Annotated in this window: 20 protein-coding genes; 13 read left to right on the top strand and 7 right to left on the bottom strand. The window is 63.0% G+C overall.

Annotation, left to right across the window (positions count from 1 at the left end; genetic code table 11):
- Window positions 1-276 precede the first annotated feature (276 nt).
- From ACEN83_RS16090 to ACEN83_RS16030, 13 genes are all read left to right on the top strand, one after another.
- Window positions 277-1,068: an enoyl-CoA hydratase/isomerase family protein gene (locus ACEN83_RS16090; RefSeq protein WP_495577692.1), complete on the top strand. Its 792-nt coding sequence runs from the start codon at window positions 277-279 to the stop codon at window positions 1,066-1,068.
- Window positions 1,069-1,108: 40 nt separating this feature from the next.
- The gene (locus ACEN83_RS16085) at window positions 1,109-2,269 is read left to right on the top strand and encodes an acyl-CoA dehydrogenase family protein (RefSeq protein WP_007974349.1); all 1,161 of its coding nucleotides are present in this window, start codon (window positions 1,109-1,111) and stop codon (window positions 2,267-2,269) included.
- An 18-nt stretch (window positions 2,270-2,287) separates the two neighbouring features.
- The gene (locus ACEN83_RS16080) at window positions 2,288-4,387 is read left to right on the top strand and encodes an acetate--CoA ligase family protein (protein WP_495577691.1); all 2,100 of its coding nucleotides are present in this window, start codon (window positions 2,288-2,290) and stop codon (window positions 4,385-4,387) included.
- 10 nt (window positions 4,388-4,397) lie between these two features.
- A complete protein-coding gene (locus tag ACEN83_RS16075) occupies window positions 4,398-6,005 on the top strand; it encodes a 5-guanidino-2-oxopentanoate decarboxylase (protein WP_495580883.1) in 1,608 nt (535 codons plus the stop codon).
- A 24-nt stretch (window positions 6,006-6,029) separates the two neighbouring features.
- On the top strand, window positions 6,030-7,220 hold the full coding sequence (locus ACEN83_RS16070) for a pyridoxal phosphate-dependent aminotransferase (protein WP_495577690.1): 1,191 nt from the start codon (window positions 6,030-6,032) through the stop codon (window positions 7,218-7,220).
- Window positions 7,213-8,628 carry an aldehyde dehydrogenase family protein gene (locus ACEN83_RS16065; RefSeq protein ID WP_495577689.1) on the top strand — a complete coding sequence of 472 codons (1,416 nt, stop codon included), beginning with the start codon at window positions 7,213-7,215 and terminating at the stop codon, window positions 8,626-8,628. The genes ACEN83_RS16070 and ACEN83_RS16065 overlap by 8 nt, the downstream gene beginning before the upstream one ends.
- Window positions 8,629-8,727: 99 nt before the next feature.
- Complete coding sequence (locus ACEN83_RS16060) at window positions 8,728-10,329, top strand: ABC transporter substrate-binding protein (RefSeq protein ID WP_495577688.1); 1,602 nt, start codon at window positions 8,728-8,730, stop codon at window positions 10,327-10,329.
- A 170-nt stretch (window positions 10,330-10,499) separates the two neighbouring features.
- Window positions 10,500-11,459, top strand: a complete 960-nt coding sequence (locus ACEN83_RS16055) for an ABC transporter permease (protein WP_104448243.1) — start codon at window positions 10,500-10,502, stop codon at window positions 11,457-11,459.
- 3 nt (window positions 11,460-11,462) lie between these two features.
- On the top strand, window positions 11,463-12,290 hold the full coding sequence (locus tag ACEN83_RS16050; RefSeq protein WP_495577687.1) for an ABC transporter permease: 828 nt from the start codon (window positions 11,463-11,465) through the stop codon (window positions 12,288-12,290).
- Between the two features lie 2 nt (window positions 12,291-12,292).
- On the top strand, window positions 12,293-13,939 hold the full coding sequence (locus ACEN83_RS16045) for an ABC transporter ATP-binding protein (protein ID WP_495577686.1): 1,647 nt from the start codon (window positions 12,293-12,295) through the stop codon (window positions 13,937-13,939).
- Between the two features lie 9 nt (window positions 13,940-13,948).
- On the top strand, window positions 13,949-14,659 hold the full coding sequence (locus ACEN83_RS16040; RefSeq protein WP_217835282.1) for an NAD(P)H-dependent oxidoreductase: 711 nt from the start codon (window positions 13,949-13,951) through the stop codon (window positions 14,657-14,659).
- Window positions 14,660-15,018: 359 nt separating this feature from the next.
- Complete coding sequence (locus tag ACEN83_RS16035; protein WP_495577685.1) at window positions 15,019-15,474, top strand: hypothetical protein; 456 nt, start codon at window positions 15,019-15,021, stop codon at window positions 15,472-15,474.
- Between the two features lie 343 nt (window positions 15,475-15,817).
- The gene (locus ACEN83_RS16030) at window positions 15,818-17,428 is read left to right on the top strand and encodes a mechanosensitive ion channel family protein (RefSeq protein WP_495577684.1); all 1,611 of its coding nucleotides are present in this window, start codon (window positions 15,818-15,820) and stop codon (window positions 17,426-17,428) included.
- Between the two features lie 28 nt (window positions 17,429-17,456).
- Here ACEN83_RS16030 and ACEN83_RS16025 read toward each other — a convergent pair whose 3' ends face one another.
- The 7 genes from ACEN83_RS16025 to ACEN83_RS15995 are packed head-to-tail and all read right to left on the bottom strand — an operon-like array spanning window position 17,457 to window position 25,928.
- A complete protein-coding gene (locus ACEN83_RS16025; RefSeq protein ID WP_495577683.1) occupies window positions 17,457-18,932 on the bottom strand; it encodes a family 16 glycosylhydrolase in 1,476 nt (491 codons plus the stop codon).
- 38 nt (window positions 18,933-18,970) lie between these two features.
- The gene (gene galE / locus ACEN83_RS16020) at window positions 18,971-20,023 is read right to left on the bottom strand and encodes a UDP-glucose 4-epimerase GalE (RefSeq protein ID WP_116579383.1); all 1,053 of its coding nucleotides are present in this window, start codon (window positions 20,021-20,023) and stop codon (window positions 18,971-18,973) included.
- A 30-nt stretch (window positions 20,024-20,053) separates the two neighbouring features.
- A complete protein-coding gene (locus ACEN83_RS16015) occupies window positions 20,054-21,472 on the bottom strand; it encodes an oligosaccharide flippase family protein (protein ID WP_116579384.1) in 1,419 nt (472 codons plus the stop codon).
- Window positions 21,473-21,485: 13 nt separating this feature from the next.
- A complete protein-coding gene (locus ACEN83_RS16010) occupies window positions 21,486-22,439 on the bottom strand; it encodes a glycosyltransferase family 2 protein (protein ID WP_495577682.1) in 954 nt (317 codons plus the stop codon).
- Window positions 22,433-23,752: an O-antigen ligase family protein gene (locus ACEN83_RS16005; RefSeq protein WP_495577681.1), complete on the bottom strand. Its 1,320-nt coding sequence runs from the start codon at window positions 23,750-23,752 to the stop codon at window positions 22,433-22,435. Before ACEN83_RS16005 ends, ACEN83_RS16010 begins: the two co-directional genes overlap by 7 nt.
- On the bottom strand, window positions 23,749-24,861 hold the full coding sequence (locus ACEN83_RS16000) for a glycosyltransferase (RefSeq protein ID WP_495577680.1): 1,113 nt from the start codon (window positions 24,859-24,861) through the stop codon (window positions 23,749-23,751). Before ACEN83_RS16000 ends, ACEN83_RS16005 begins: the two co-directional genes overlap by 4 nt.
- Window positions 24,858-25,928, bottom strand: coding sequence for a glycosyltransferase (locus ACEN83_RS15995; RefSeq protein ID WP_495577679.1), 1,071 nt, complete (start codon window positions 25,926-25,928; stop codon window positions 24,858-24,860). The genes ACEN83_RS16000 and ACEN83_RS15995 overlap by 4 nt, the downstream gene beginning before the upstream one ends.
- Window positions 25,929-25,940: the final 12 nt, after the last annotated feature.

Below are 25,940 nucleotides of genomic sequence, written 5' to 3'. Positions count from 1 at the left end.
GGCAGCTCCTACAGGGATACAGGTGTACCCGAGCAATGCAGGAGCTGCCGAAGGCTGCGATCCTGGCGTCATCGTGTCCACAGTTGTTCAAAGTTGTAACAAAGCAACCACGCCATCTTCCAGCAAAAGAGTTAAACCCAATAAAAACAATGGGATGTCTCATTTCTAAAGCTGTTACAGCCCATTTCCCCACCGATTGCCGCCTTACTGAACACTCGTTTAGTATGGCCTCAAGTCGCATCACCTCAGACCAATCACAATAATTCGAGGATTCCCATGACCACTCAATCGTCGCTGCTCAGCCAGGTCGAAGCAGGCGTTGCCTGGATCACCCTCAATCGCACTGCCCAGCGCAATGCGCTGGACGTTCCGACGCTGAAAAACCTGCATGCCTTGCTCGACCGGTTCAACGCCGATCCAGCGGTGCGTGTGGTGGTATTGACGGGGAGTGGCCGCAGTTTCTGTGCGGGTGCCGACCTCGATGAATGGGCGGATGCCGAAGCCCGGGGCGCACTGGAGACCTACGGCTGGACCGAGACCGCCCACGCCTTGATGACTTGCCTGCACAGTCTGGAAAAACCGACCATCGCCGCCATCAACGGTACCGCCGTCGGCGCCGGGATGGACCTGACCCTGTGCTGCGACCTGCGCATTGCCGGCCAGTCGGCACGCTTCAAGGCCGGCTACACCAGCATGGCGTACTCGCCGGATGCCGGCGCCAGTTGGCACCTGCCACGCCTGATCGGCAGCGAACAGGCCAAGCGCCTGCTGTTCCTCGATGAACTGTGGGGTGCTGACCGTGCCCTCGACGCCGGCCTGGTCGGCGATGTCTGTGCCGACGATCAGTTGCTGACGGTCACCAGCGAACTGGCCGCACGCCTGGCCGCCGGGCCGACGTTTGCCTTCGCCCAGACCAAAAAACTCATGCGCGAAGGCGCCGACCGCAGCCTGGCGGAACAACTGCAAGCCGAACTCGCCGCGGGCCTGTTGTGCGGGCGCAGTGAAGACGGCAACGAAGCCCTGCGCGCCGCCATGGAAAAACGTCCGGCACGTTTCGTCGGCCGTTGATTCCCACACTTCTTTCAGCACACGAACAACAGGTAGCACCATGAATTTCCAACTGACCCAAGAACAAGAAATGTTGGTGGACTCGGTACGCAGCTTCGTCGAGAAGGAACTGCTGCCCTATGAAGAGCAAGTCGACCGCGCCGACGAGGTGTCCCCGGAGCTGGCGGCGCAGATTCGCGGCAAGGCGATCGCCGCCGGGTTCTACGCCTTCAACATGCCTGAAGAAGTGGGCGGCGGTGGCCTGGACTACCTGTCCCAGGCGCTGATCGAGCGTGAACTGTCCAAGGTGTCCTGGGCGCTGCACGTGTTCGTCGCGCGGCCGTCGAAAATCCTCATGGCCTGCACTGGCGAGCAGATCAACGACTACCTGTTGCCGTGCATCCAGGGCGAGAAAATCGACTGCTTCGCCCTGACCGAGCCGGGCGCCGGTTCCGATGCCAATGCGATCAAGACCCGCGCCGTGCGTGAAGGCGACGACTTCATTCTCAATGGCAGCAAGCATTTCATCAGTCACGCCGGCCATGCCGACTTTGCCATCGTCTTCGCCGTGACCGATACCTACGAGCACAACGGCAAAAAGCGTAACGCCGTGACCTCGTTCCTGGTCGACCGCAACACCCCGGGCATGACCATTCGCCGTGGACCCAAGTGCGTGAGCAACCGGGGTTACCACACCTTCGAAATGTTCTTCGACGACTGCCGCGTACCGGCCAGCAAAGTGCTGGGCGAAGTCGGCAAGGGTTGGGACGTGGCCAACGCCTGGCTGACCGCCGGGCGCGTGATGGTCGCGGCCAACTGCGTCGGTCAGGCCCAGCGTGCACTCGACGTGTCGCTGCAATGGGCGGCGGACCGCAAGCAATTCGGCCAGCCTATCGGCACTTACCAGGGCGTGTCGTTCAAATTGGCCGACATGGCCACGCAGATCCGCGCCGCCGAACTGCTGACCCTGCACACCGCGTGGAAAATGGACCAGGGCACCATGACCGATGGCGAGGCCGGCATGGCCAAGCTGTTCGCCAGTGAAGTGCTCGGTCGTACCGCCGACGAAGCGGTGCAGATTTTCGGCGGCATGGGCCTGATGGACGAAGGTCCGGTGGAGCGCATCTGGCGCAACGCACGGATCGAACGGATCTGGGAAGGCACCTCGGAAATCCAGCGCCACATCATTTCCCGCGAGCTGCTGCGGCCGCTGCTGCGCTGACCGGCCCGGAGAACTCCCATGTCCCAAACCATTCGTGACAACCTCAAACGCATGCTCGCGCCGCAACACGTGGCGTTCGTCGGCGGCCGCAGCATGGCGCGCGCCCTCAAGCGCTGTGCCGAGGGCGGCTACCCAGGGCAGATGTGGCTGGTCAATCCACAACACGACAATCTTGAAGGTGTGCCGTGTGTGCGCAGCGTCGCCGAGCTGCCTTGCGGCCCGGACGCCGTGTTCATCGCCACCAACCGTGAGTTGACCCTGACCTGCGTGGCCGAGCTGGCCGCCATTGGCGCGGGCGGCGCGATCTGCTACGCCTCCGGCTTTGCCGAAACCGGCGCCGAAGGCCAGGCCCTGCAACAGCAATTGCTCGAGGCGGCTGGCGACATGGCCTTGCTCGGTCCTAACTGCTACGGCCTGCTCGACTACCTGCACAGCTCGGCGCTGTGGCCGGTGGCCCATGGCGGCAAAGCGGTGGAGAAGGGTGTGGCGGTGCTGACCCAGAGCGGCAACTTCGCCTACAACCTGTCCATGAGCGACCGCTCGCTGCCGGTGGCCTACATGGCCTCGGTGGGCAACCAGGCGCAACTGGGCGTGGCTGAGTTGATGGACGTGTTGCTCGACGAACCGCGGGTCACCGCCATCGGCCTGCACCTTGAAGGCCTGAAAAACGTCCCGGGTTTCGCCCGCGCCGCACACAAGGCGCTGGAGAAGGGCATTCCGATCATCGCCCTGAAAACCGGCGTGTCGCAGATCGGCGCCGAACTGGCCTTGAGTCATACAAGCTCGCTGTCTGGCTCCGATGCGCTGTACGACGCGTTGTTCGACCGTCTCGGGGTGATCCGCGTCAGCGGCCCGGTGAGTTTTGTCGAAACCCTCAAGGCCGCGGCCTGCGGCAACCTGCCAGCGGGCAACAGCCTGATCGCGCTGGCCTGTTCCGGCGGTGACGCCGGCCTGATTGCCGACTACGCCGAACGCAACGACCTGGGGCTGCCGAAACTCGATCAAGGACAGGTCGGCGAACTCGCGCAGGTGCTGCCAACCTACGCCAACCTGGTCAATCCGCTGGATTTCACCACGGCGATCTGGGGCGACGGCAAAGCCTTGAACCGCATGCTCGACAGCGCCCTGCGCACCGAAGCCGACGCGGCGATGCTGGTGCTCGACTACCCGTCGGAGTTCACCGGCGAGCGCAAGGAGTGCGACCTGCTGCTGGAGCTGTACTGCGCGGCACTGCAGCGCCACGGCAAGACCGGTTTCGTCACCTCGGCCTTCCCCGAATTGCTGCCGGCCCATGCCCGTGAGCGTCTGCACGCACAAGGCGTCGCGGCCTTGCAGGGCGTTGAAGACGGGCTGGCCGCGTGGGGCCGCATCGCCGGTTATCAGCGCAATCGCCAGGCCTTGCTGGCGTTGGGTGAATCGGCGTTGGTGCCGCTGTGCCCGCACGCGCTGGAAGGCGAGGGGCGCTTGCTCAATGAATGGGATTCCAAACAGGCGTTGAAAGCCTTTGGCCTGCCGACGCCAAACGGCGTATTGAGCACCCCGGAACAGGCCCTGAAGGATGCCGAGTCACTGGGCTATCCGCTGGTCTTGAAAGCCGTCAGCGCACAGCTGCCCCACAAGACCGAGGCCGGTGCCGTGGCGCTGAACCTCAAGGATGGCGCGGCGTTGAGTGCGGCACTGGAGCAGATGCGCGCCAGCATTGCCGCTTATGCCCCGGGCGTAGCCTTCGATCAACTGTTGCTGGAGCCGATGGCCAAACCGCCACTGGCTGAGCTGATTGTCGGCATCAAGCGCGAAAACGATTTCGGCCTCGCGTTGGTGATCGGTGCCGGCGGCATTCTGGTGGAGTTGCTCAAGGACAGTCGCAGCCTGTTGCTGCCGACCACCGACGGTGCGATCCGCAATGCCTTGCTCAGCCTGCGCAGCGCCCCGTTGCTGCAAGGCTTCCGTGGCCGCGAGTCTGCTGACCTCGACGCCCTGGTGACGGCGATCCGCGCCGTGGCCGACTACGCCTGCGAAAACGCCGCGCAATTGCTGGAACTCGATGTGAACCCATTGTTGGTCGGTGCCCAGGGCACGACTGCGGTCGATGCGTTGATTCGCCTCGGTCACGAGTGAGGACATGAACATGCAAAGCAAAACCTTGACCGGCGGCCAGGCCCTGGTGCGCCTGTTGGCCAACTACGGCGTCGATACCGTGTTCGGCATCCCCGGCGTACACACCCTGGAGTTGTATCGCGGCTTGCCCGGTAGCGGCATTCGTCACGTGCTGACCCGTCATGAGCAGGGCGCCAGCTTCATGGCCGACGGTTATGCCCGGGTCAGCGGCAAACCCGGCGTGTGCTTCGTCATCACCGGCCCCGGCGTGACCAACGCCGCCACCGGTATCGGCCAGGCCTATGCCGATTCGATTCCGATGCTGGTGATTTCCAGCGTCAACCACAGCGCCAGCCTCGGCAAGGGCTGGGGCAGCCTGCACGAGTGTCAGGATCAACGGGCGATGACCGCGCCGATCACGGCGTTCTCGGCTGTGGCGTTGACCGCCGAAGATTTGCCGGAACTGGTCGCCCGTGCCTACGCGGTGTTCGACAGCGAGCGGCCGCGCCCGGTGCACATCTCGGTGCCGCTGGACGTGTTGACGGCGCCGATCGCCCGTGACTGGAGCAACGAGGTGGTGCGTCGACCGGGCCGTGGTCCGGCATCCGCCACTGCGCTTGACCAGGCCGTGGCCAAGCTCAAAGACGCGAAACGGCCGATGATCATCGCCGGTGGCGGTGCACTCAATGCCGTGCAGGAACTCAGTGAACTCAGCACGCGTCTCGCTGCGCCACTGTTCACCAGCGTCGCCGGCAAGGGCCTGCTGCCACCGGATGCACCGCTCAACGCCGGTTCCTCCCTGTGTGTGGAGCCGGGCTGGAACCTGATCGCGGAGGCCGACGTGGTGCTGGCGGTTGGCACCGAAATGGCCGACACCGACTTCTGGCGCGAACGCCTGTCGCTCAACGCTGAACTGCTGCGTGTCGATATCGACCCGCGCAAATTCAACGATTTCTACCCCTGCGCAGTGGCCTTGCAGGGCGATGCACAACAAACCCTCAGCGGTTTGCTTGAGCGCCTGCCATCCGACGTGCGGGATGCCGCCACGGCGATCGCCTCGGTTGCCGCGTTGCGCGAAGCGGTCAAGGCCAGCCATGGCCCGTTGCAGTCGATCCATCAGGCGATTCTCGACCGCATTGCTGTAGAGCTGCCGGAAAACGCCTTCATCAGCACCGACATGACCCAGCTTGCGTATACGGGTAACTACGCCTTTGACAGCCTGGCCATCCGCAGCTGGCTGCACCCGACAGGCTACGGCACCTTGGGTTATGGCCTGCCGGCGGGGATCGGCGCCAAGTTCGGCGCACCGCAACGGCCCGGTCTGGTGCTGGTCGGCGACGGCGGTTTCCTCTACACCGCGCAGGAACTGGCGACGGCAGTCGAAGAGTTGGACAGCCCGCTGGTGGTGCTGCTGTGGAACAACGACGCCCTGGGGCAGATCCGCGACGACATGCTCGGCCTGGACATCGAACCCATCGGCGTACTGCCGCGCAATCCGGATTTCGCTGCCCTCGCGCGTGCGTTCGGTTGCACGGTGAACCAGCCGCAAAGCCTGGCCGAGTTGCAGACCGACTTGCGCCACGGCTTCAAGCGCAACGGCGTGACCTTGATCGAACTCAAGCATGCCTGCGCGCACTGATCTGTATTTGAAGGGGACGAAGCCATGCGCTTTTCCGATCTGACTCAACGTATCGCCGGTGATGGCGCTGCCGCGTGGGATATTCACTACCGCGCCCTGGCACTGCGCGAGCAGGGCCAGGACATTTTGCTGCTGTCCGTGGGCGACCCGGATTTCGATACACCGCAGCCCATCGTGCAGGGTGCCATCGACAGCCTGCTCAATGGCAACACTCACTATGCCGAGGTGCGCGGCAAGCGTGCCCTGCGTGAGGCCATTGCCAGGCGCCATCAACAACGCAGCGGCCAAAGCGTTTCGGCCGAACAGGTTACCGTGCTGGCCGGGGCGCAATGTGCGCTGTTCAGCGTGGCCCAATGCGTGCTCAATCCCGGTGACGAGGTGATAGTCGCCGAGCCAATGTACGTCACCTACGAAGCGGTGTTCGGTGCCTGCGGCGCCGTGGTGGTGCCGGTGCCGGTGCGCTCGGAAAACGGCTTCCGGGTGTTGCCTGAAGATGTCGCGGCGCGTATCACACCGCGCACCCGGGCCCTGGCGCTGAACAGTCCGCACAACCCGTCCGGCGCCAGTCTGCCGCGCAGCACCTGGGCCGCTCTGGCCGAGTTGTGCATCGCCCACGACCTGTGGCTGATTTCCGACGAGGTCTACAGCGAACTGCTGTTCGAAGGCGAGCACGTCAGCCCGGCGAGCCTGCCAGGCATGGCCGAGCGCACCGCGACCCTCAACAGCCTGTCGAAATCCCACGCCATGACCGGCTGGCGCGTTGGCTGGGTGGTGGCGCCACCGTCCCTTGCAGCGCACCTGGAAAACCTTGCGCTGTGCATGCTCTACGGCTCGCCGGATTTCATTCAGGACGCTGCCGTGGTGGCCCTGGAAAGCAACCTGCCGGAACTGGAGGCCATGCGCGAAGCCTATCGCCAGCGTCGCGACCTGGTGTGCGACAGCCTGGCCGATTGCCCCGGCGTGCGGGCGTTGAAACCTGACGGCGGCATGTTCGTGATGCTCGACATCCGCCAGACCGGGCTCAGTGCCCAGGCGTTTGCCGACCGTCTGCTCGATCGCCACGGTGTGTCGGTATTGGCGGGCGAGGCCTTTGGTCCGAGCGCGGCGGGGCACATTCGACTCGGTCTGGTGGTCGGTGCCGAACCCTTGCGCGATGCCTGCCAGCGCATTGCCCGTTGTGCCCAGGAATTGATGGAGACCCAGGTTCATGCTTAACCACAACGCATTGTTTATTGATGGGCGCTGGCAAAAACCGTCGGGGCAGGGCATCGCCGAGGTGATCAACCCGGCCACCGAGGAAGTGTGCGGCAGTGTGCCGCTCGGTGATGAACTCGATGTCGAAAACGCTGTGGCCGCTGCACGCCGGGCCTTCGATTCATGGTCACGCACACCCTCCAGCGTGCGCGCCGGTTACATTCGCGCCCTGGCCGGGCAATTGCGTGCCCGCGCTGATGAGATGGCCGCGGTCATCACCACTGAGTTGGGCATGCCGGTGCAATGGTGCCGCTCGGTGCAAGTCGACGGGCCGATCGCTGGCCTTGAGCAGTACGTCGAACTGGCTCATCTCATGGACGAGGTGCGCGAAGTCGGCAATTCGCTGGTGATCCGCGAGGCCGTGGGCGTCTGCGCGTTCATCAACCCGTGGAATTACCCGCTGCACCAGTTGATCGGCAAACTGGCCCCGGCCCTGGCCGCCGGTTGTACCGTGGTGGTCAAGCCGAGCCAGGAAACCCCGCTGCATGCCTTCCTGCTGGCGCAGATGATCGAGGACATCGGCTTGCCGGCCGGGGTGTTCAACCTGGTCAGCGGGCCGGGTTCGAAAGTCGGCGAAGCGCTGGCCAAACACCCTGACGTGGACATGGTGTCGTTTACCGGCTCCACCGGCGCCGGCGTTCGCGTTGCGCAAGCGGCGGCGCCTTCGGTGAAGCGGGTGTGCCTGGAACTGGGCGGCAAGTCGCCGCTGCTGATCGCTGAGGATGCGGATCTGGACGCGGCCGTGCGCTACGGCGTGCAGGACGTGATGATTAACTCCGGCCAGACCTGCACCGCGCTGACCCGCATGCTGCTGCCGGCCAGCCGCTATGCCGAAGCCGTGGAAATCGCGCTTCAGGAGACTCTGAGCCTGCGCATGGGCGATCCCCTCGACCCACAAAGCTTCCTCGGACCTATGTGTTCCGCAGGGCAAAAACGCACCGTGCTCGATTACATCAAGGTCGGTCAACAGGAAGGCGCACGGCTGCTGTGCGGCGGTGACGCGCCGTCGGCATTCGAGCGCGGCTTCTATGTCAGCCCGACGCTGTTCGCCGATGTCGACAACCGCATGCGCATCGCCCAGGAAGAAATCTTCGGCCCGGTGCTGTGCCTGATTCCCTACACCGACGAGGCGCAAGCGGTGCAGATCGCCAACGACTCGCCGTTCGGCCTGTCCAGTGGCGTCTGGGCCGGCAGTGCCGAGCGTGCCTTGCACCTGGGCCGGCAGATGCGTGCCGGCCAGTGTTTCCTCAATGGCGCGGCGTTCAATTACCAGGCGCCGTTCGGTGGCTACAAACAATCGGGCAATGGCCGGGAGTGGGGTGAGGAGGGACTCAACGAGTTCGTCGAAGTGAAGGCGATCCAGGTGTGACGGTAGGCGATTCAGATGTTGTATGCACCGGGCCCTGGCCCGGTGTCTTGCGTGGTTTTGAACCGGTAATTCATTAGCTTTTTGATCAGGGGCAATGCAATGAGCGATAACAAAAACAAGATTACTCAAGCGAACCATGAATTCAGCTTCCCGCGCAGGGACTTCCTGAAGTACAGCGCGGCAGCCGCGGCGGTGGCCGGGGCGTTCTCCATGGGGCTGCCGTTTGGCGCCCTTGCCCGGGAGGCCACGCCAAAACCGGGTGGCGTGTTGCGTCTGGGCCTGGCGGGTGGCAGCACCACGGACTCGAAAGATCCGGGTTCCTGGTCCGACACCTTCACCTTCGTCGGCTTCTCTGCGGTCTATAACACCCTGACCGAAATTGCCGTCGACGGCACGGCCATCCCCGAACTGGCCGAAAGCTGGACCTCGACCCCGGACGCGCGTGTCTGGACGTTCAAGATTCGTCAGGGCGTGACCTTCCACAACGGAAAGACCCTGACCGCCGATGACGTGGTGGCGTCGATCCAGCATCACCTCGGCGAAAAATCCACCTCGGCAGCCAAGACCGTGCTGGGCGACGTGGCCAAAGTCAGCGCCAACGGCAGCGACAGCGTGGTGTTCGAACTGCACTCGGGCAACGCTGATTTCTCTTACGTGGTTGCCGATTACCACTTGGCGATCATGCCGAGCAAGGACGGCGCGGCAGACTGGCAGGCCGGCGCTGGCACCGGTGGCTATCGCCTCAAGGACTTCGAGCCGGGCGTGCGCATGACCCTGGAACGCAGCCCCGATTACTGGAAACCGGGCCGCGCGCACTTCGCCAGCGCCGAGTTGATCGCGATTTCCGACGGCGCGGCACGGGTCAATGCGCTGGTCACCGGGCAGGTGGATGTGATCAACAAGGTCGACCTGAAAACCGTCGCGCTGCTCAAGCGCAACCCGAACCTGGTCATCGAAGAAACCAAGGGCGCCCAGCACTACACCTTCCCGATGCTCACCGACAGCCAGGTCTTCCTGAACAACGACGTGCGCCTGGCGATGAAGCACGCGATCAACCGCGAAACCCTGCTGGCTTCGGTGCTGCACGGCTATGGCCTGGTGGGCAACGACCACCCGATCCAGCCCGGCAGCCGTTTCATCAACACCGCGCTGGAGCAACGCACCTACGATCCGGACAAATCGCGCTTCTACCTGAAGAAGGCCGGTCTGGATTCGCTCAAGGTGCGTCTGCAAGCCTCCGACGCAGCCTACACCGGCGCGGTGGACGCCTCGGTGCTGTTCAAGGAGCAGGCGCGAGCCGCCGGGATCGACATCGACGTGGTGCGGGAGCCGGCCGATGGCTTCTTCTCCAACGTGTGGATGAAGCAACCCTTCACCACCTCGTTCTGGTACAGCAGCCTGACCGCCGACCGCATGTTCAGCATCGGCTACGCCAAGGGCGCGGCCTGGAACGAAACCCACTGGGACAACCCGCGCTTCAATCAACTGCTCAACGCCGCTCGCGGCGAGATGAACGACCCGCTGCGCCGCGAGATGTACAACGAAATGCAGGCGCTGTGCCGGGACGAGGGCGGGGCGATCGTGCCGCTGTTCGCCAGTTCCGTGGCGGCGCGTTCCAACCGGGTGGTTCACGGCGGGCAGACGGCGCCCTACGGTGAACTGGATGGCCTGCGGGTGATCGAGCGCTGGTGGCAGGCATGAAACCGGGATCTATCGAACGGTGAAGATCAACTGTGGGAGCGGGCTTGCTCGCGAATAGGCCCTGTCAGCTGACACATTTGCCATCTGACACACCGCTTTCGCGAGCAAGCCCGCTCCCACAGGGGATATGTGCAATCTGCACCAGCGTGCCCAATTCAAGGAACTGCACGATGAGAAGTATTTTCAAGCTGTTGGGACAGCGCCTCGCATTAGGCCTGCTGTCCCTGTTCGCCGTTTCAGTGATCATCTTCCTGGCCGTCGGCATGCTCCCGGGCGACATCGCCCAGGCCATGCTCGGCCAGTCGGCCACCCCGGAAACCGTGGCGGCCTACCGGGCGCAACTGGGGCTGGATTTGCCGCCGCTGACCCGTTTCGGCCACTGGATCTGGCAGCTGTTGCACGGTGATCTCGGTGTATCGCTGGCCAACCAGCGGCCCATCGCCGAACTGGTCGGCTCGCGCCTGGGCAACACCTTCAGCCTCGCCTTGCTGGCGGCCCTGGTGTCGGTGCCGCTGGCATTGTGTCTGGGGATGCTCGCCGCGCTGTACCGCAACAGCTGGTTCGACCGCTTGCTCAACACCTCGGCCCTGAGCGCGGTGTCGTTCCCCGAGTTCTTCGTTGCCTACATCCTGATCCTGGTGTTCGCGGTGAAGCTCAACTGGTTCCCGAGCATTTCCAACCTGGCGCCCGACGCTTCGTTGGGCACGGTACTGGAACGCTCGGTGTTGCCGGTGGCGACCCTGAGCCTGGTGGTGATCGCGCAGATGATGCGCATGACCCGCGCCTCGTTGATCAACCTGCTGGCCAGTCCCTACATCGAAATGGCCCGGCTCAAGGGCATCAGCCAGTCGCGGATCATCTTGCGCCACGCCTTGCCCAATGCCCTGGCGCCCATCGTCAACGTGGTGGCGTTGAACCTGGCGTACCTGGTGGTCGGCGTGGTGGTGGTCGAGGTGGTGTTTGTCTATCCGGGGCTCGGCCAGTTGCTGGTGGACTCGGTGGCCAAGCGCGACATTCCGGTGGTGCAGGCCTGCAGCCTGATCTTCGCCGCGACCTACATCCTGCTCAATACCAGCGCCGATGTGCTGTCGATTGCCAGCAACCCACGCCTGATGCATCCGAAGGGGTAGACCATGAGCCTGTTGAAACACCTGTGGCGGGCGCCCCTGAGCGCCCAGTTCGGTTTGTTGATGATCCTGCTTTACGTGCTGGTGGCGGTGTTCGCGCCGATGTTGGCGCCGTTCGGCGAAACCCAGGTGGTGGGCGGGGGCTTTGAGCCGTGGGGCGGGCAGTTTCTGTTGGGCACCGATAATCTGGGGCGCGACATGTTCAGCCGCCTGGTCTATGGCGCGCGCAACACCCTGGGCATTGCCTTCCTCACCACGGTGTTGGCGTTTTTGCTCGGTGGGTCCTGCGGCTTGATCGCGGCGATCAAGGGCGGCTGGGTCGATCAGGGATTGTCGCGGGTGGTGGACATCCTCATGGCCATTCCGCAACTGATCTTCGCCTTGCTGATCCTCAGCGTGGTCGGTACCACGGCGACGTCGCTGGTGCTGGTGATTGCGCTGCTGGATGCGACCCGGGTGTTTCGCCTGTCGCGCGCGGTGGCCATGAACGTGGTGGTGCAGGACTTCGTCGAAGCTGCGCGCCTGCGTGGTGAGGGCCTGTGCTGGCTGGTCACCCGCGAAGTGTTGCCCAACGCCGCCGCGCCGCTGATTGCCGAGTTCGGCCTGCGCTTCTGCTTTGTATTCCTGTTCATCAGTGCGCTGTCGTTCCTCGGCCTGGGCATTCAACCGCCCACTGCCGACTGGGGCAGCATGGTGCGCGACAACGCCGTGCTCATCACCTTCGGCGACATCAGTCCGTTGCTGCCCGCCCTGGCCGTGGCCTTGATCACGGTGAGCGTCAACTTCGTCGTCGACTGGATGCTGCACAAATCCAGCGGCCTCAAGGAGTGCTGAACATGACGACCGCAAAACCTTTGCTGGAAATCCGCGACCTGCACATCGAAGGCCATTACGAAGACGCCTGGCATCCGCTGATCAAGGGCATCGACCTGACCCTGCAACGGGGCGAAGTGCTGGGGCTGATCGGCGAGTCCGGCGCGGGCAAGTCGACCCTCGGCCTGTCGGCCATGGGCTACACCCGCGACGGCTGCCGGATCACCGGCGGTTCGGTGCACTTCGACGGCATCGACCTGCTCAAGGCCAAGCCTGAAGCCCTGCGCAAACTGCGGGGGCTGCGCATTGCCTATGTGGCACAGAGCGCGGCGGCCTCGTTCAACCCAGCCCATCGACTGATCGACCAGCACGTCGAGACCGCTGTGAAAAACGGCGGCATGAGCCGCGACCAGGCCATGCGTGACGCAGTGGAACTGTATCGGGTGCTGCGCCTGCCCAACCCCGAAACCATCGGCCAGCGCTATCCGCATCAGGTCTCCGGCGGCCAGTTGCAGCGGGTCATGACCGCGATGGCCATGGCTTGTCACCCGGACCTGATCATCTTCGACGAACCGACCACGGCGCTGGACGTCACCACCCAGATCGAAGTCCTCGCCGCCATTCGCGATGCCGTGGCGACCTATGGCAGCGCGGCGATCTACATCAGCCACGACCTGGCGGTGGTCGCGCAAATGGCCGACCGCATCATGGTGCTGCGCCACGGCAAACTGGTGGAAGAGGCCGAGACCCGCAAGATGCTCGGCGACCCGCAAGAGGACTACACCAAGTCGCTGTGGGCGGTGCGCAGTTTCCGCACCGAGCCCAAGGCCAGCCCGCAGCAGGAACAACCGCTGCTGGAACTGCGCAACAGCTGCGCCAGTTATGGCCGGCAACCGGTGCTGCACGACCTATCGTTGAAGCTGTATCGCGGCCAGACCCTGGCGGTGATCGGCGAATCCGGCAGCGGCAAGAGTTCCACGGCGCGGCTGATCACCGGCTTGCTGCCGCCGACTTACGGCCAGGTGCTGTACGACGGTGAACCCTTGCCGGCGGACTTTCGCCAGCGCAGCAAGGAACAACTGCGGCGCATCCAGATGATCTACCAGATCCCCGACACCGCGCTGAACCCGCGCCAGCGCATCGTCGACATCATCGGTCGGCCATTGACGTTTTATCTGGGCCTCAAGGGCAAGGCCATGCGTGCCCGGGTCGCCGAACTGCTGGAGATGATCGAACTCGACCCGGCGACCTTCATGGATCGCCAACCCCGGGAACTGTCAGGCGGGCAGAAACAACGCATCTGCATCGCCAGGGCCCTGGCGGCCGATCCGCAACTGATCATCTGCGACGAAGTGACCTCGGCCCTCGACCAACTGGTCGCCGAAGGCGTACTGAAATTGCTCAACCGCATCCAGCAGCAACTGGGTGTCGCCTATCTGTTCATCACCCATGACGTCGCCACTGTTCGGGCGATTGCCGATGAGGTATTGGTGATGCAAAAGGGCAGGGTGGTGGACCACGGCTCGCGCAGCCAGATCTTCACCCCGCCGCACCAGGACTACACCGGGCTGCTGTTTTCTTCCGAACCGCAAATGGACCCCGACTGGCTCGACCGCTTGCTGGCCACGCGCGCTTGCACACCTTCAACCGATACGCTGGAACAAGTCTAAGGAACCACCATGAAAGTACTGATCGTCCACGCTCACCCGGAGCCGCAATCCTTCACCGCCGCCCTGCGTGACCAGGCCGTCGCCACCCTCCAGGCCCAGGGCCACGAAGTGCAGGTCAGCGACCTGTACAAAATGAACTGGAACCCGGTGGCCAGCGACGCCGACTTCTCGAATCGGGAAAACCCCGAGTACCTGGTCTATGCCCTGGAACAACGCCTGGGCGTGAAGAGCCAGTCGCTGGCGCCGGACATCCAGGCCGAGCTGGACAAACTGCTGTGGGCCGACCTGCTGATCCTCAACTTCCCGATCTTCTGGTTCTCCGCCCCGGCCATGCTCAAGGGCTGGATCGACCGGGTGCTGGTGTCGGGCATCTGCTATGGCGGCAAGCGCTTCTACGATCAGGGTGGATTGGCCGGCAAGAAAGCGCTGGTGACCGTGACCCTGGGGGGCCGCGAGCACATGTTTGGCGAAGGCGCGATCCACGGCCCGCTGGAGGACATGCTGCGGCCGATCCTGCGTGGAACCCTGGCTTATGTCGGCTTCGATGTGCTGGAGCCGTTTGTGGCCTGGCATGTGCCGTACATCAGCGAAGAGGCGCGCCAGCAATTTCTGGTTGATTACGGTCAGCGTTTGCAGCACTTGAGCGACGACCAACCGCTGGTGTTTCCGAAGCTGTCGCAGTTCGATGACAAACTCTATCCGCTGACCACCAAAGCCTGATCAACACTGCAAAACCTGTGGGAGCGGGCTTGCTCGCGAAGGGGCCTTCAAATTCAACATCACTGGTGGCTGATACACCGCCTTCGTCGGATCGCCGCCCGGAGCAAGCCCGCTCCCACAGTTTGATCTTCAGTGCGTTCGAATCACCGCGCCATTGTTCTGAATACACGTCATACCTTGCTTTCGGCCTCATGCCCCTTCGGGGGATTGGCGCCTGATAAAAATGATGATGCCGGCGCGTTGGGTCGACGACCGGCTGGTCATGGAGATCGAGCCCACCGCCGGTCAGTAACCGGGTGGCTGATGGGGGCTGATCTAAACTCCTGTTGGGGGTGAACCAGGTTCATCCGGAGGTCATCATGAAAAAATTCTCACCCATCAGTCTGTGTCTCGCCTTGTCGGTTTTGAGCGCCCCGGGATGGGCGCAAACGGTAGTGCCGATGAAAGGGCAAAGTTCGCAACAAACCCAGGCCGACATCAACGAATGCAACAGCATCGCCGCCAGCCAAAGCGCCTCAACGGCTTCCACGCCTTCCGGCGGACGGGTCAAGGGCGCTGCTGCCGGGGCCGCCGCTGGCGCGGTTGGGGCCCAGGTGCGCGGCAATCAGCATGACGAGGTTTATGATCGTGTCGACGATGACAGGAAACAGGACTATCGCCAGAACCGCGCCAAGGAGACAGCGGCGGCCGGCGCCGTAGTCGGTGCGTCACGTCAGCGCCAGGAACGCCGGGAGCAATCGAAAACCACCCAGGCGAACACCGCGTCGGCTTACACCAGCTGTTTGCAGGGCAAGGGGTATCAGGTGAACCCTTGATCAGATACTGAACACACCGTAACTGTAGGAGCGAGCCCGCTCGCGATGGTCGTCAACGATAACGCGGGCTGGCAGGTGCCCCGTGGTGCTCTCCGGTTTATCGCGAGCAAGCTCGCTCCTACAGAGGGCATTGGCCGCGGGCGAAAACACAAACCCTGTAGGAGCGAGCCCGCTCGCGATGGTCGTCAACGATAACGCGGGCTGGCAGGTGCCCCGCGGTGTTCTGCGGTTTATCGCGAGCAGGCTCGCTCCTACAGAAGCACCCATCTGACAACCGCTCATCGGTGAACTACGCTGCGGTACGTACACTCGACCAGATATTTGTGAAGTAGGGATCTGACAGATGCGGAGCAGGTTGCTCGTTGTATTGTTCACTGTTCTCGGGTTGTTCTGGTCGTTGCAGCTGTGGGCCGAGGATTCACCACAGGTGGCCGATGCGCCTGCCGAACTGAAAGTGGCCAACCGCAGCGTCATGGTGTTTCGCGCGACCTTCCTCGGCGAGGCCCCGGCCTCGCGGGTCAAACGGGCGAAAGCGGTGATCGGTGAGGCGCTGGACGAGGACGACGACCTGAAGGTCACCCTCGATCCGATCATGAAAAGCTACATGGTGCTGCTCGGGACGCGCCGCGCGTTTATCGTATCGCCCCAGGATGTCGACGAAACCGAATTCGACTCGGTGCGGCAAGCCGCCGAAGCCGCCGCTGAACGCCTGCGTCAGGTGGTGGCCGAAACCCAGGAAGCTCGAAGCCTGCACTTGATACTCCGGTCGCTGGGCGCCGCGCTGCTCGCCACCGGTATCTATCTGGGCCTGCTCCTGGCCATGGCTTTGCTACGGCGCAAACTGCTGAAAAAACTGCCCGACCTGATGCATCGGCACACCCAGGCCCTGAAGGTCGGGCGGGTGCCGCTGGTCGATGCCAACTTCCTCTATCCCTTGGTCAGCCGCGTGCTGGAAGTGCTGCGCTGGGTCATCGTGCTGCTGCTCACCTACGAGTGGCTGGGGTTTGTCCTGTCGCGGTTTCCCTACACTCGGCCCTGGGGTGAAAGTCTTAACAACTATCTGCTGGAAGTCGCCGACTATTTGCTGCAAGGGATTCTCGGGGCCATCCCCGGACTCGGTGTGGCGCTGGCGATCTTCTTCATTGCGCGAGGCGTGACCGCCTTCTCTCGCCGGATACTGCGGCGCATGGCCACGCCCGGCACCTTCAACTGGCTGAACCACGAAACCCTGAAGCCGACTCAACGCCTGACGTCACTGGCGATCTGGCTGTTTGCCCTGGCCATGGCTTATCCCTACTTGCCGGGTGCCGGTACCGATGCGTTCAAAGGCTTGTCGGTGCTGGTCGGCCTGATGATCTCGCTGGGTGCTTCCAGCGTCGTCGGGCAGGCGGCGGCCGGGTTGATCCTGACGTACACCCGGACCCTGCGCCCCGGTGAATTCGTACGTATTGGCGAGCACGAAGGGACTGTCACCGAACTGGGCATGTTCACCACCAGCATTCGTACCGGACTGGGCGAAGTGCTGACCCTGCCCAACTCGATGATCACAGGCACCGTCACCAAGAACTATTCACGGGTGGTACAAGGCCCCGGTTATGTGGTCGACACCGTGGTCACCATTGGCTATGACACCCCTTGGCGGCAGGTCGAAGGGATGTTGCTGGAAGCCGCCAGACGCACGCCCGGCGTCCTCGAAACCCCACCGCCGCAGGTATTCCAGACGGCGTTGTCGGACTTCTACCCCGAGTACCGGCTGGTGGCCCAGGCCATCCCCAGCCAACCACGGCCACGGGCGGTGCTGCTGAGCATGCTGCACGCCAACATCCAGGATGTGTTCAACGAATACGGCGTACAGATCATGTCGCCGCACTATCTGGGTGATCCGCAACAGGAGAAATGGGTGCCCAGGGACAAGTGGTATATGGCGCCGGCGCAGGACTCGAAGGAGCCTTGATTTACGCCGGACAGCTAGTCCGCCCCGGTTATTTGCCCCGCTGCCACACCTTCAAGTAGTCCACGCTGAAGGTGGACGGCAGGTCGGCGTCGTCCACGACGCCGAACCAGTTCCAGAAGGCCTCGCTGTCAAACACGATTTGCATCGGGAAGTGCCAGTGGGTGTTTTTCGATTCCCTGACCAGCACGCCGTCGACGTACCAGCGCAGGGTGTCGGGTTGCCAGTCGAAGCCGTAGACATGAAAGGCGCTGGCCAGACGCCAGGGGGCGGTCCAGGTGCTGCCATTGGCCAAATGCTCGGTGCTTTGTGGCGTGGCCCATACATGCGCGTTCATGTTGTATAGCCGGTCGAAAGCACCGTTTGCGGTTTTGCCGCCGATTTCGAAAATGTCGATTTCAGTGGCGTTTTCGGGCAGTCCCGTCCATGCCAGCCAGAACGCGCTGGAGCCGGCCGAATTCATCGGTTTGGCGCGGGTTTCGTAGTAGCCGTACAAGCGTCGGTCATGGGTGTGCACCATCGCCGAGGTGTAATCCTTGAAGCCCAACTTGATGTATTTCTGCGGCAAGGTCTGCTTGCGGAAAACGATGTTGAGGTTGCCGTCTGCGACGCTGGCATTTTCCGGCATGAACAGGGCCGGTCGACGTCCCAGCGAGTCGGTGCCCGTGCCGTTGTTGACGTACCAGCGCTCACGGTCGAGGGCATCGCCGTTGAAGTCGTCGCACAGTGGCGTGTCGAGCACCCAATGCCCGGCATTGGCCTGATCCGACAGTGGCAGGCTGGCATGGGTCGATGCAGGCACGGCGCCCAGCGGACCCACCCGGGTCCAGACATTCGCCTGCTTGGGAATGGCGACCGACCATTTGTTCGCCAGGTACTCGAACACGGCCTGGCGCTCCTGTTGTGTGATCAGCGGCCGGTCATAAACCAGCACTTCAGCAACGTCGCCACGCAAGACTTCGGTGCTGCCGACCACGTTGCGCGCCACGGCGTAGGGGCCGATGGGCACATCATTGAGTTCCAGAAAGTCCAGGGTCGGCTCGAACGCCGTGGTCTTTTCCACGCTGAGCGCGAAGTTGGGCGCCCTGTTGTCGTTATCGGCCAACTGCGGACGCGAGCTGAACTGGCGCTGCCAGGTATCGCCGCCGGCCTGTTCGGGCAGCCGGTGTGACACCAGAAACACCGTGACCGGCCCCTTCGCCTCGCGGATTTGCTTGCCGATGAATGCCGAAACCCCACTGAAACGCACCACGGCGTTGCCATTGATCCCATGGTCGATGCGCTCTGGCAGCGACGAAGCGTTCGGGTTGTCAACGTTCGCATGGTTGGACTTGCCCGACTTGTCGAGCCAGCGCAGGACCCGGTTTTGCCGGTCCAGGGACATCGCTGACCGATCGGCGCCATCGAGCCACAGGACCAGGCCCTCCGTCGCCGGACGCGAAGGCGCAGCCTGGGCACAACAGGCCATCGCGGCCAGTAGCAGGACCAGCCAAAATCCCCTGAGCATGTGAGTTCCCTGAAAGGCATGGAGGAGTGACGCTGCAGTCACCTGGCCAGGGCGGCCGACAACTCGACAGCGTGGCGGTAGCCGAATGGATTGCTCGATTGCCAGCGCCAGCTGTCCTCGATCATCTGTGCCAGGTTGCGCCGGGCGCACCAGCCCAGGTCACGCCGGGCCTTGCTGGCATCGGCCCAGCACTGGGCAATATCGCCCGCCCGGCGCGGGGCGATCTGGAACGGAATGCCGACGCCGGTGACGTCTTCGAAACTGCGGATCATCTGCAGCACGCTGTAGCCGATCCCGGTGCCGAGGTTCCAGATGTGCACGCCGCCGTCACCGTGCAACACCTGCAAGGCCTTGACATGTCCTTCGGCCAGGTCGACCACGTGGATGTAGTCCCGCACGCAGGTGCCGTCGACGGTGGGGTAGTCGTTGCCAAACACCGTCAGTTCGGGGATTCGGCCAATCGCCACTTGGGTCAGGCAGGGCAACAGGTTGTTCGGCCGACCGTTGGGGTCTTCTCCGAGCAGCCCGCTTTCGTGTGCGCCAATCGGGTTGAAGTAGCGCAACAGGGCGATGCTCCAGCGCGGTTCGGAGAGGGCCAGGTCAGTCAGCAACTGTTCGACCATCAGCTTTGAACGCCCATAGGGACTGGCCGGAAAGCCAGTGCCCGAATCCTCGAGGATGGGCGTGTGCGCTGGCTCGCCGTAGACCGTCGCCGAAGAACTGAACACCAGTTTGAACACATTGAAGCGCGCCATGACCGCACACAGGTTGAGGGTGCCCACGACGTTGTTGGCGTAATAGTCCAGCGGATGACTCACGCTGTTGGCCACTGACTTGAGGCCGGCAAAATGCACCACCGCGTCAATGTCGTATTGACTGAAGAGGCTCTCGAGCAAGGCCGTATCGCGGATATCGCCTTCAATGAAGTCGACCCGGGCATGGGCCAGGTGCTCCAGGCGATCGATGGGCTCGTGGCAACTGTTGCTCAGGTTATCCAGCACCAGCACGTGTTGGCCGGCGTCGATGAGGGTCAGCGCGGTGTGGGAACCGATGTAGCCGGCCCCGCCCGTAATCAGCGTGGTTTTATGCATGTTGGGCGCTCCTGTTTGAAGAAATCAGGGTCAGCGGGCAGTGAAAACCAACTTGAATTCCTGCGGCCAGCGCGGGTGCAGGACGCTGTAGGCCAGCGCATAGGTCAGGGCACCGATGGCGATGCTGCAGGCCAGGTGCAAGAAGCCTTGCAAGGCCAGGTGCGGGGAAAGCGAGAACACCGTGACCGCCATGACCAGCGAGGCGATCACGCTACGGTAGCCGGACTCGAAGAACGCGCCCCAGCCGTATCCGATGGCAGTGTTCAGCCCGCGGATCTGCAGCGGCGTGATGAGCAGCATGCGCACCAGCAAGGCCAGGGCTGCGCCCATGCCGCCATAGGTCGGGCCCAACAGATAAACCAGCCCGAGGGCGAGCAGGGTGGTGGTCACCTCGGCCTTGAGGGTGACGCGGGTGTGGTTGACCGCCACCAGTGCCGTGGTGGCGTACATGGCAAGGTTGCCCAGGGCGGCGGTGATCGCCAGCACTTGCAGCATGGGAATGGCGTCGGCCCACTTGGCGCCGAAGATCAACAGGACGATATCCTCGGCCGTCAGCGCAATCCCCAGGAAAAACGGCGTGAGCAGAAAACCGCTGATCGCCGTCGAGTCGCTGATGATCCCGATCAGTCGCGGCGGGTCGCTGCTGCGCCGGGCGAACACCGGCAGGGCATAGCTCATCAGTCCGTTGTAGATCGCCGAACGGGGCAGGTCTATGATGCGCATGGCCAGATTGAACATGCCCACCACATGGGCCCCGGCGGTCATGCCCAGTACCACGGTGACGCCACGTTGCAGGGTTTGTGTGGTCAGCGCGTTGATGGCCACCGGGGTTCCGGTCTTGAGCAGTTCCCGCAGGAAAGGCCCGTCAATGCAAAAAGCGATGCGCCGCCTGTCCCCGTTCATCAGCACCACGATGCAGACAAATTCCATGATCAGCGCCTGCGCGATCACTGCCCACGCACCGAACCCCCAGAGCGCCACGACAATCCCGCCGGCGCCGCCGACGATTTTCCCCAGCAGCGTGCGCGAGGCCAGTCGCTTGAAATTGCTGGTGCGGCGCATTTGCGCGACATACACCCGCGCCATCATGGTGAAGAGGATTTTCACCGAGGCCACCGCCGTCATCCATTGCAGTGCCGGCGAGGGTGTGTACAGCATCGCGGCCAGCGAGATGACGACGATGGAGGCGAGGCTGATCAGCACGGCAAACCAGAACGCAGTGCTGATGTGCCTGTCCTCCAGGCGTTCGGCCCGGACCAGTGGATCTTCCAGCACCGATGAGTAAAGCAGCCCGACCATTTCCACAATCGCGATGATCACCGTGCCCACGCCCAATTCCGTGGGCGTGAGCAACCTCGCGTAGACGACAAAGGTGATCATCGACAGGAAAATCAGGCCGAATTTCTCGGTGAAGATCCAGAGCAGGGTAACCAGGCGATGGTTGGCCATGATAGGCACCGGTTCAATGAGCGGTGGTTGACTCGGCGGTCCGGCCCAGGGCTCTGGCGCAAGCATAGAGGTAGCGCAAGGTCGGTTTGCCCCGGTTGAAAATCAGCGCCTGCCAGGAATGCGCCAGCATGCGCCGGTACACGCTGATCACCTCGGCATGCTCGCCGCAGCGGGAGAAGGCACCGAGGAAATCCGCATGGTTGCCCAGCACGAAATCGATCCGCTGTTGCCGGCTCAATTGCGCGCCGTAGCGGGCGAGGAACAGCTCGATGAACCTGAGCTTGTGCGGGTAGTATTTTTTCGGCTGGGCGGTGACGTTGCCGTCGTTGACCGTCCGCCGCACGAGGACTTGCGGCACCGTGTGGATTTCCCGGTGTTCGGCGATCCTGGCCCACATCATCCGGTCTTCGGAATAACGCAGGCTGGTTTCGAAGCCACCGAGTTGTGTGAGCAGATCGCGGCGGATCAGCACGGCGGAAACGCCATTGACGATGTTGCAATGGATGAAGTCGTAAAAATGCATGCCGTTCTTGTAGCGATCTTCCACAAGCCGGGTGCCGTCGCTGTAATCAATCATCACGTTGCAATCGATCAGCCCCACCGGCCGTCCCTGGCGGAGCAGGTCGTCATACAGCGCCAGTTGCTTTTCGAGCTTGTGCGGATGCCATTGGTCATCGGCATCGAGAAACGCCACCAGGGTTTCTTCCGTGTGTTGCAGGCCATGATTGCGTGCACTGGCCGGGCCTTCATTGGCTTGATGCAGCAGTGTCAGGCGAAACGGCGCCGCAAAATCCCTGACCCGTTGCGGCCCGTCATCGCTGGAACCGTCGTCGATGACGATGACGTGGTCGGGCAACCGGGTCTGGCCGGTCAATGAGGTCAGCGTCTGCTCGATGCTGTCGGCACCGTTGAACATCGGGATCACGACGCACACTGAATGCTCTGAAGCAGGGTTTTGCTCTAGCACGAGGTTTTCTCCTTGGAATACGCCTTCGCCGGCCCGGGCGTGCGGGCCCGGCCTGTTGCCGGTGAGTGTTGCGGGCGAGTGGCGTGAGGGGGCCGAAACGACAGGGCCAGGGTGCAGAACACCAGGAACTCGGCGCTGCGATAGTTGGGAATCACATACGCCACGTAGTTGGTCATGACGAACAGCCCGATGATCACCAGGGCACAGGTGCGCACCTGGGCCGACTGTTCGGATGTGATTGACCGGTATTGCTTGATCAGCGCGTGGGCAAACAGCAGGATCAGCGCCGTCAGTTGAATCACTCCGCCGTTGAGCAGGGTTTCCAGGTAGCCGCTATGGGCGTTGCCGATGTAGCCCCAGCGCTTGATGAAAATCTCGGCATCGTCACTGCCCCAGAATGCTCCGTATCCGTAGCCCTTGAGGAATTTTGCATCGATGAATGGCGAGAGCAGTTCCCAGATCAGCGTGCGGTCGGTGAGTGACGAGTCCCGCCCGAGCAGGTTCAGCAACAAGGTGTAGTTGCCGTACAAAAACACGCAAATCAAGGCATAAACCAGTGTGGCGCCAAAGAACGCCATCATCGAACGGTTGACGCGTAACCGCACCAGGGTCAGGAAGTACCAGTAGCTCGCAGCGCCGGCCACGATCAAGGCGATCGCGGTGGCGGACTGGGCCAGGCCGATGGCTATCAGCGAGAACAGTGCATACAGGATGGCCAGCGGTTTGCGTTGCCTGATCGTCGGCAGCAGCAACAGGATGCCGATGGCATTGATCCGCGCGCCGGCGTTTTTCTCGGCAAAGATCCCTTTGAAGGCCCCGTCACGAATACCGCCGGCGACGAATGCGATATCGGGCCTGATCACGGCGAAAATCAGCCCCATCAAGGCTATGGCACCGATCAGGCAACCGAGCATGAAGGCGATTCTTTCGATGCGGTAGTTGTAGACAATGAACCCGGCGAAGGACACCACACTGAGCATCGCGATATAGCGCTTGAAGCTCAGCATCGGATCGTCGGACCAGAAGATCGACGCCGCCACGCAGATCAGGAACGCCAGCAAAAAGAAGTTGCCGCGGTAAAAGCTTTTGCTCAGGAACACCTTGTGGCGCACGAACAGGAACAACGGCACCAGCAAGGTGATCAGACCGCACACCTGGTTGAGCACGTTGCCTTCGAGGTCTTTTGCGACATCGTCGATGTCGGCCGCATTGCCCAGGCCGAGAAAAAACGACGTCACCTGGAAGTAAAACAGCAGACCAAACAGTGTGAAGGCATCGCGTAGCGTAGAAAACCTGACTTCCAGCTTGTTCATGACAACTGCCTCCCTAGCAGTGCGGTGAGGTAGGTCTGCACGGCGCGGCTGCTCATGAACCGTGCGGCGGCATCAATGCGTGCCTGGCGGTGCCGATCCCGCGGCTGGGCCAGTTCGATGCCGATGGCCTGGGCCAGTGCCTGCGGGTCATCGACGCTCACCAGCGGCGCCACTGCGCCGTCTTCGAGAATGTCCTGCGGGCCATAGGGGCAACGGGTCGAGACCACCGGCGTGCCGGTGGACAGGGCTTCGACCAGGGCGTTGGGGCTGCCCTCGAAACGTGACGACAGGACAAAACAATCGGCGGCGGCCACTTGGGCCATGGGGTCGTCGGCATAACCCGGCAAATCGAAACGGTGCGCCACGCCGAGGCGCGCGGCTTGTGCCAGCAGGTCGTCCCTGAGCGCTCCCTCGCCGAAAATGATCAGCCGGGCGTTGCGCACCGGTAGGCGGGCAAACGCCTCGATCAGGATGTCAAAACCCTTCTGCGGTGCCAGGCGTCCCACGGCGACAATCACCGGGGAGGTCTTTTCCTGAAGCCAGCGATGCGTCGGGCAGCCCGGTGGTTTGTTGCGAAAGTCATTGTCCAGTACCGGATTGTCGGCAATGGTGACGTCCTGCGCGCGGGCAACCGTGGTCTCGACCAGATCCCGGGCCACGCCGCGCGAGACGCAAATCACCGGGTTGGGGATCAGCCGATACAGCAGCGGTGCCAACCAATAGGCCAGGCGTACGGGCAATGCAGGATTGACGTGCTTATCCCGGGAAAACGCATTGCGCTCGCTGACGTGCAAGCGTGCCAGCGTCCCCGACAGTGCAGCGGCGACAATGGCCACTACGTTGACGTGGGTGAGGGCGGCCAGTTGTGCGTCGAAGTGGTTCTGGCGCAGAAAACTGGCCAGCGCGGGTACCGCGCTGGCGCTGCGGGCGCTGCGCAATTCCACCTGTTTGACCCGAGGGTCGACCAGCGCCACGTTGACTCCGCCACCGGTGAGCATCAGCAACGTCACGTCATTGCCGGCGTCGACCAGCGCACCGGCCAGGCGCGCCATCATTTTTTCGGCCCCGCCTGCGCTGAGGTCGTGCAGGATGATCAGCAGGCGTTTCATTGAGCCCACACCGCGTAGTAAGCGTGCGCGGCGTGCGCGCTGGTGTACGGACGCACGGTGCGGGTCATCGATCTTGCGCTGTGCGCCCTGAGATGCACGCTTTGCTGTAGCGCTTGCGCCAGGTCTGGCACATCGTTGACTTTCACCAGTTGGCCAAGTCGCCCGTTATCCAGCAGCTCCCGGGGGCCGGTGGGGCAGTCGCTGGCGAGCACGGGTGTACCGAGTGCCATTGCCTCGATCAACACGGTGGGCTGACCTTCGGAAAGAGAGCTGAGGATCAACAGGCGTGCATGGCGGATCTGCGGGTAGGGGTTTTGCAGGTGGCCGGTAAAGTGCACCCGGTCGGCGATGCCCAGTTGCCGCGCCTGAGCGGTCAGCGCCTCGCGCTGCGGGCCGTCACCGACAATCACCAGGTCGGGAACGTCCGGATTGTGGATCACCAGGGCATAGGCCTGGAGCAACAGATGAAAACCCTTGAGCTCGACCAGGCGGCCCACGGCGATCCAGTAGTCATGGGGCATGTCCTTGGGCAATGGCGCCCGAGAGGCGATGTGCAGTTGCTCGTTGACCACCGCATTGGGGCAGTAGCGGATGCGTTCGCGTCCCCAGGGCATCAGACGGGCAATGGTTTGATGCAGGCCACGGGAGACCGTCACCACTTTTCCGCTGCCACACAGGTACAAGGCGTAGAGCAGGCGCAGGCTGTACACACCGGTTTTCTGTTCCGCGCAATCGAGCGCCGTGTGCCGGGTGTAGATGACCTGGCAACGGCTGCCGAGGGTGGCAACCCAGGTACAGAGGTTGGCTTGCTCCTTGGCGCTGATCAGGTGAGTCACGCCTTCATGACGAATGATCCCGCGCAGCAGCACAATCGACTTGATCAGGCCCAGGAGCCCGGTACCGCCGCCGCCGATGATTTGCGCGCCCTCTACATCCGGTGTTTCGCCGTTCATGACGAAAAAACTCACGCGCTGCCCATCCTTGAGAAACTGCCCGGCCAGGAGTTGCTGGACGCGCTCGACACCGCCACCGAGCTTGAAATCCTTGAGAGTGAACATAATGTGCATGGCCATTCTCCG

The organism is Pseudomonas sp. Pseusp49, from assembly GCF_059491875.1.
The sequence above is the reverse complement of the archived record's forward strand: the minus strand, read 5'-3'. Positions and strand labels throughout refer to the sequence as shown.